The sequence below is a fragment of the Streptomyces sp. SID5785 genome, assembly GCF_009870065.1.
In the GTDB taxonomy this organism is placed as follows: domain Bacteria; phylum Actinomycetota; class Actinomycetes; order Streptomycetales; family Streptomycetaceae; genus Streptomyces.
In genome coordinates this window covers 1-7,029 of record NZ_WWIA01000369.1, presented here as the reverse complement: position 1 = coordinate 7,029, position 7,029 = coordinate 1, and the positions used below count along the sequence as shown (strand labels likewise).

The 7,029-nt window shown below is 73.2% G+C and carries 4 protein-coding genes and 1 pseudogene; 3 read left to right on the top strand and 2 right to left on the bottom strand.

Annotated elements, in window-relative coordinates; all coding sequences use genetic code 11:
* From GTW43_RS37995 to GTW43_RS12075, 3 genes are all read left to right on the top strand, one after another.
* Positions 1-1,372, top strand: a 1,372-nt coding sequence (locus GTW43_RS37995; RefSeq protein WP_161301653.1) for a serine/threonine-protein kinase, incomplete at its 5' end; no start/stop codon positions are given.
* Between the two features lie 145 nt (positions 1,373-1,517).
* Positions 1,518-3,134 (top strand): succinic semialdehyde dehydrogenase, encoded by a 1,617-nt coding sequence (locus tag GTW43_RS12080; protein WP_161301652.1) that lies wholly within the window; start codon positions 1,518-1,520, stop codon positions 3,132-3,134.
* Between the two features lie 46 nt (positions 3,135-3,180).
* The gene (locus GTW43_RS12075; RefSeq protein ID WP_161301651.1) at positions 3,181-4,974 is read left to right on the top strand and encodes a GMC family oxidoreductase; all 1,794 of its coding nucleotides are present in this window, start codon (positions 3,181-3,183) and stop codon (positions 4,972-4,974) included.
* 85 nt (positions 4,975-5,059) lie between these two features.
* On the opposite strand, the gene GTW43_RS12070 is transcribed toward GTW43_RS12075, so the two are convergent.
* Positions 5,060-6,070: a hypothetical protein gene (locus GTW43_RS12070; RefSeq protein ID WP_161301650.1), complete on the bottom strand. Its 1,011-nt coding sequence runs from the start codon at positions 6,068-6,070 to the stop codon at positions 5,060-5,062.
* 118 nt (positions 6,071-6,188) lie between these two features.
* A pseudogene (locus GTW43_RS12065) lies at positions 6,189-7,029 on the bottom strand (glycosyltransferase family 4 protein); the annotation flags it as partial.

The following is a 7,029-nucleotide window of genomic DNA, read 5'->3' as shown; positions in this document are numbered from 1 at the left end:
TGGCCCGCTCGCGCCGCCGGACGCGGCCCGGATCGGGCTCGCCGTGCTCGGGGCCCTGCACGCCGCGCACACCAAGGGCATCGTGCACCGGGACGTGAAGCCGGCCAACGTGCTGCTCGGCCCGCACGGCCGGGTGGTCCTCACCGACTTCGGCATCGCGCACGTCCAGGGCGAGGAGTCGCTCACGATGACCGGCGAGTTCGTCGGCTCGCTGGAGTACGTGGCGCCCGAGCGGATGTCGGGCGACGCGGAGCCGTCGAGCGACCTGTGGTCGCTGGGCGTGCTGCTGTACGCGGCGGTCGAGGGCCTGTCGCCGTTCCGGCGCCCGACGCTCGAGTCGACGCTCGCCGCGATCCTCTCCCACACCCCTCCGCCGCCCGAACGGGCCGGTGCGCTCGGCCCGTTGATCGACGAGCTGCTCGCGAAGGACCCGGCGGCCCGTCCCGACGCGGCGACGGCGCAGGCGCGGCTCGCGGCGGTGGCCCGGGACACGGCGGCGCACCCGGACCGGTCCGGGGAGACGGCACGGCTGCCGCAGTCGCCGCAGCCGGTGGAGACGCCGCACCCCGCGGAGGACCCGGGCACGGCGCGGCTGCCGCTCGCACCCGGCGCGGGGACCACGGCCCCCGCAGTGTCACGCCGTCGCTCGCCCGCGGGGCTCGTCGTGGCCGCCCTGCTCGGGGTCGTGCTCGTCGGCGGCGGTGTCTGGTTCGCGACCACGCTTGGCGCGGACGACGGCACGGGCGGCGGGAAGGCCGCGGGCCACGGGGCGGGCCGCACCACGGCACCGTCCGGCGGCGCGGACAAGGACGCCGACAAGGACGCCGACAAGGACGCCGGCGCGGACGCGGAGGACGATGCGTCCGCGGCTGCCGGCGAGGAGATCAACGAGGAGGGACCGCCCGCCGCGCAGGGCTCCTGGACCGTCCGTGACGAGTCCGGGATCGACGCGGTGATCACGGTTCCCGACCGGCTCAGCGAGGTCTTCCGCGAGGACGACGGCGTCCAGTACACCGACCCGAAGAGCGACGTGACGCTGAGCCTGAAGCGCTGGGCACCGGGCACGGGCGGCTCGGACGCGGTCGGCTGGGCGACGAGCGTGGGCGACTCGTACGCCGGCAAGGGGTACTCCGACATCCACAAGACGGTCACGAGGACGACGGTGGACGGCAAGCCGGCCGCGCAGCTCGACATCACGTACCTGAACGCGGACCAGAGCGCCGTCATGCGCGAGATGCGGCTGTACGTGGTCGACGACCAGGGACGTTACGACATGGGTGTGGTCATGCCGAAGGGCGTGGCGTCGTACGAGAAGCAGGGCACGGACACGTTCAAGGGTGCCCGGGACGGACTTGAGGTCGGTGTGAGCTGAAAGACCGGGCCGACCGCGCGGCGCCCCGCGAAAGGCGCTGATCAGCGCCTTTGCTGCCAGCGATCGCTGGCGTGGTGTGTGCGGTCGGTGAAAGCCCGTTACCGGTGGGTACCGAAAGCGTCGGCTTCGGCATACCCTCCCCCTCATGACGGAGTCGCAGGCCACCCCCGAGAAGACCGGAACCAACCCGACCGCGGCCGCCCCCGAGGGCGCGCGCACCGCCGCCGACGTGGTCACGCCCGAGCTGGTCGCCCAGCTCACCCGGGGCGTGGTCGGCTCGGGGCGGACGGCGAACCACACGCCGTTCACCGGCGACAAGCTCGCCGACCTGCCGGAGTCGACCCCCGAGGACGTCGCGACGGCCTTCGAGCGGGCCCGCGCCGCGCAGGAGGTCTGGGCGAAGACGCCGGTGCGGCAGCGGGCGGCCGTCCTGCTGCGCTTCCACGACCTGGTGCTCGCCCGGCAGGCCGAGGTCCTCGACCTGATCCAGCTGGAGACCGGCAAGGCCCGCCTGCACGCGCACGAAGAGGTGCAGGCCGTGGCCGTCGCCTCCCGTCACTACGGCCGCAAGGCCCCGGCCTACCTCAGGCCCAAGCGGCACACCGGCGCCGTCCCGACCCTCACCAAGGTCACCGAGTTGCGCCAGCCGCGCGGCGTCATCGGTCAGATCGCCCCCTGGAACTACCCGCTCGAGCTGTCGGTCGGCGACGCGCTCCCCGCGTTCGTCGCGGGCAACGCGGTCGTCATGAAGCCCGACACCGAGACCTGCCTGACCGCCCTGTGGGCCCGCGACCTGCTCATCGAGGCCGGGCTGCCCGCAGAGGTCTTCCAGGTCGTGCTCGGCGAGGGACCGGTCGTCGGCCCCGAGCTGGTCAAGCACGCCGACTACGTCTCGTTCACCGGCTCCACCCGCACCGGCCGCGAGGTCGCACAGGGGGCCGCCGCCCGTCTGGTCGGCGTCTCCCTCGAACTCGGCGGCAAGAACGCGATGCTGGTGCTCGCCGACGCCGATGTCGACAAGGCCGCCGCGGGCGCCGTCCGCGCCTGCTTCTCGTCCGCGGGCCAGCTGTGCATCTCCATCGAGCGGCTGTACGTCCACGAGGCGGTCGCCGACGCGTTCCTCGAGCGATTCGCGGCCCGCACCAAGGCGATGCGGCTCGGCAGGTCCCTCGCGTACGGGGCGGACATGGGCTCGCTCGTCGGCGAGCGCCAGCTGACCACGGTCACCCGGCACGTCGAGGAGGCCGTCGCCAAGGGCGCCACGGTGCTCGCGGGCGGCGTCGCCCGCCCCGACATCGGCCCCTACTTCTTCGAGCCGACCATCCTCGACGGGGTCGAGGCGCCGATGGCGGTCTGCACCGAGGAGACCTTCGGCCCGGTCGTCTCCGTGTACCGGTTCACCGACGAGGACGAGGTGATCGCCCAGGCCAACGCGACGCCGTACGGGCTCAATTCCTCGGTCTGGACGAAGGACGCCCGGCGCGGTCACGAGGTCGCCGGGCGCCTGCGCACCGGCACCGTCAACATCAACGAGGGCTACGCCCCCGCGTACGGCAGCGTCCAGTCGCCCATGGGCGGCATGAAGGACTCCGGGCTCGGCCGCCGCCACGGCTCGGAGGGCATCCTCAAGTACACGGAGGCCCAGACGGTCGCCCACCAGCGGGTGATGCCGATGGCGCCGTCCTTCGGCATGGACGACGCGGCGTACGCCAAGTTCATGACCACCAGCCTGAGCCTGATGAAGAAGCTCCGCCTCAAGTAGCCGATCCCGACCCGCACCAGAACCCACCCGCACAAGGAGACGCCCCATGGCGCAGGCCGAGCAAGACTCCGGATACGACTACGACGTCCTGGTCATCGGATCCGGCTTCGGCGGAGCCGTCACCGCCCTGCGCCTCACGGAGAAGGGCTACCGCGTCGGCGTCCTGGAGGCGGGCCGCCGCTTCGCCCCCGGCACCCTCCCGAGGAACTCCTGGGACCTCAAGAACTACCTGTGGGCCCCGAAGCTCGGCATGTACGGCATCCAGCGCATCCACCTGCTCGGCAACGTGATGGTGCTGGCCGGAGCAGGGGTCGGCGGCGGCTCGCTCAACTACGCCAACACCCTCTACGTGCCCCCGAAGCCGTTCTTCGAGGACCCGCAGTGGAAGGACATCACGGACTGGCAGGACGAGCTGACGCCGTACTACGACCAGGCCCGCCGCATGCTGGGTGTCCGCCTCAACCCGACGATGACCCCGGCCGACGTGCACCTGAAGGCGGCGGCCCGGTCGATGGGCATCGGCGACACCTTCCACATGGCGCCGGTCGGCGTCTTCTTCGGCGACGGCGAGGACGCGGACGGCCGCGACGAGGTGAGGGCGCAGCCCGGACAGCAGGTCCCCGACCCGTACTTCGGCGGTGCGGGACCCGCCCGCAAGGCCTGCACCGAGTGCGGCGAGTGCATGACCGGCTGCCGGCACGGCGCCAAGAACACCCTGAACGAGAACTACCTCTACCTCGCCGAGAAGGCGGGAGCCGTCGTCCACCCGATGACGACGGTCGTCTCCGTCACCGACGACTCGCAGGGCGGCTACGCGGTCGCGACCCTGCCGACCGACGACCGGAAGAAGTCCGCGGGCCGTGTCTTCCGCGCGCCCCGCGTCGTCGTCGCGGCCGGCACCTACGGCACTCAGACGCTCCTGCACCGCATGAAGAGCGGCGGCCAACTCCCGTACCTGTCCAAGCGGCTGGGCGAGCTGACCCGGACCAACTCGGAGGCGCTGGTCGGCGCGCAGACCACCGACCGGCGCTACCGCAAGCGGCACGGCGCACAGGCCGACTTCACCCGGGGCGTCGCCATCACGTCCTCGATCCACCCGGACGAGAACACCCACATCGAGCCGGTCCGCTACGGCAAGGGTTCCAACGCGATGGGCGGCATGTCCATCCTCCAGGTCCCCTACGCGGAGGGCTCGTCCCGCGCCGTCGGCTGGCTGGCGAACGCGGTCAAGCATCCCACCCAGCTGGTCCGTTCGCTCTCCAACCGCCGCTGGTCGGAGAAGACCATCATCGGCCTCGTCATGCAGTCCCTGGACAACTCGCTGACGACGCACCTGAAGGCGGACGGCGTCGGCAAGGGGCTCCTCACCGCCCGGCAGGGCCACGGGTCGCCCAACCCGAAGCAGATCCGGGCCGCGACCGAGGGCGCCTCGGCGATCGCCGCCGAGATCAACGGCTTCGCGGGGTCCAACGTCGGCGAGCTCATGGGCACCCCGCTCACCGCACACTTCCTCGGCGGCTGCCCCATCGGCGACAGCGCCGAGACGGGCGTCATCGACCCCTACCACCGGCTCTACGGGCACCCGGGCATCTCGGTGGTGGACGGCGCGGCCGTCTCGGCCAACCTCGGCGTCAACCCGTCGCTGACCATCACCGCGCAGGCCGAGCGGGCCATGTCGTACTGGCCGAACAAGGGCGAGAAGGACCCGCGCCCGGAGCCCGGCGCGGCGTACGTGCGGCTCGCGGCGGTCGAGCCGAAGAACCCGGCGGTCCCGGCGGACGCGTTCGGCGCGCTGAAGCTGCCGTTCCTCGGCCTGCCCGAGGTGCCGCCGAAGAAGTGACCGCACCCCCGCGCCCGTCGCGGACGGCGAAGGACCCGCACCCCCCTCCGAGTGCGGGTCCTTCGCGCGTCCTGCGGCCGGTCGGTCAGGCCTCGGAGCTCACCTTGCGGCGGCGCACCGAGTACACGACACCGGCACCGGCGACGACGGCGATCCCACCGACGAGGCCCACGGTCGGCAGCATGGAGCTGGACCCGGTCTCGGCGAGCGAGCCGGTGGTCTGCGGCGCCTCGGACCGGGCGGTCGGCTCGGTGGCGACCGGAACCTTGCCGCCTTCCTGCGGCTTGGTGCCGGAGGTGTCGGTGCCGGAACCGACGATCCGGAACCGGTACGCGACCTCTCCGTAGCCGGTGCACTCGCCGTCGGCGTCGCCGTACAGGGACGCGCCGAGGGAGAAGGCCGCGCCGACGGGGGCGGCGGAGGTCACGTCGAGCCGCATCGGGATGTTGACCTCGTAGCCGGGCTCCAGGGTGTCGGAGTAGCCGACGAAGCCGACCGCGTAGCCGTCCTCGCCGACGTTCTCCCAGCGCTTGGTCTCCGGGTTCTGCGCCTGAAGACGGACCTGCTTGCTGCGGAACAGGTTGTCCCCGGCCTTGTCGGCGGAGGCGCCCGCGAAGTAGCCGAGGTCGCTCAGGACCGAGTCGGAGTTGTTGGTGATGTTCAGCGAGAACCGGTGCCAGCCGCTGCCGCGGGCGATCTTGCCGGGCAGGCCGGTGATGCTCACGTCGGCCTTGGAGTCGGTGCACTCCTGGTCCGGGCCCTCGGACGGCTCGTCGCTCGGCTCGGCCGAGTCGGTGGGCTTGCCGGACGGGGTGGTCGTCGCGGTGGTGGACGCGGACGTCTCCGGCGACTGCGAGACGGTCTCGGACGCCGACGCGGCGGGCGCCTCGGACGTCGTCCCGGTCGCGGCCGGCGAGGACGCGGCGGGGTCGGTGCTCGCGGGCGTCTCGGCCGGAGCGGTCTCGGACGCGGTCACCGACGGGCTCGCGTCGGTGACCGGCTCGCCGTCCGCGAACGCGGCCGGGGCCGACAGGAGCGCGAGCGGGGCGACGGCGGCCGTCGCGGCAGCCGTCACCAGTGCGCGGCGAAGCTTCATGCAGAACCTCGGTGGGTACGAAGGGCGGCCCCGCGGTGGCGGTCGCGGACAATGGCCGTGATGTCGCAAAGAGGACTGTTGATCGCCGAACAAGGTTGTCCTGAAACTGACAGGATCTTTATGTGACCTGAGTCACGACATCCTGGGCGCGGACCCGTACCCCCAGGTCATGCGCCCCCGTGAAGTGCAGCCCGACCCCGCCGTGCCCCTGCGGGAAGAGATCCGTCTTGTTTCGGTCCAGGACATCGCTGCCGATCCGGCCGATCGGCACCGGCGCGGCCGCCGGGGCCGTCCGGTGCAGCCACAGCACCCAGTCGTCCCGCCCGTCGTCCCCGCCCGGGCCCCCGGCCTGCGCGTACGGCAGCGTGAACTCGAAGTGCCCGTCGCCGACCCGGGCCGCCGGCACGGAGAAGTCCCGCTCCGCGCCGCTCCGGGCGACCGCCACGACCCGCGCCCCGTCGAGCCCGCCGCGCAACCCGAGCAACTGCGCGCCGACCACCGCCCGTTCGGGCCCGGCCTCGACGTGCAGCACCTCGGCGTGCGCGGGCCGCAGCCAGGTGCGCAGCGCGAGGAACCCGTCGGACGTGGCGTACGGCAGCCACGCCGCGACCCCGTCGGGCCCCACCCGCGGGCTCGCCCCCACCCGGCGGGCCCGCTCGGCCAGCCCGCAGCGCAGACGCCGCCGCCGGTCGGTGCCGTGCGGCGCGACGTAGCAGTCCCAGCGGCCCTCGGCGAGGCTGTGCGCGTCCGGCGCCAGCGTGACCAGCCCGTCACCGGGCACCGGTACCCGGATCTCGCGCTCCTTGGGGTCACGGCGCAGCCGGGCCACGAAGTCCAGCGGTCCCGCCGGCAGCGTCGCCGGGTCGAGCCGCACCGTGAACCCGCCGTCGTCCGTGGACCGCGCGTACGCCACGGGCCGCGCCGCCCGCACCGCAGGCGCCGGCGCGACGGGCGCGGGC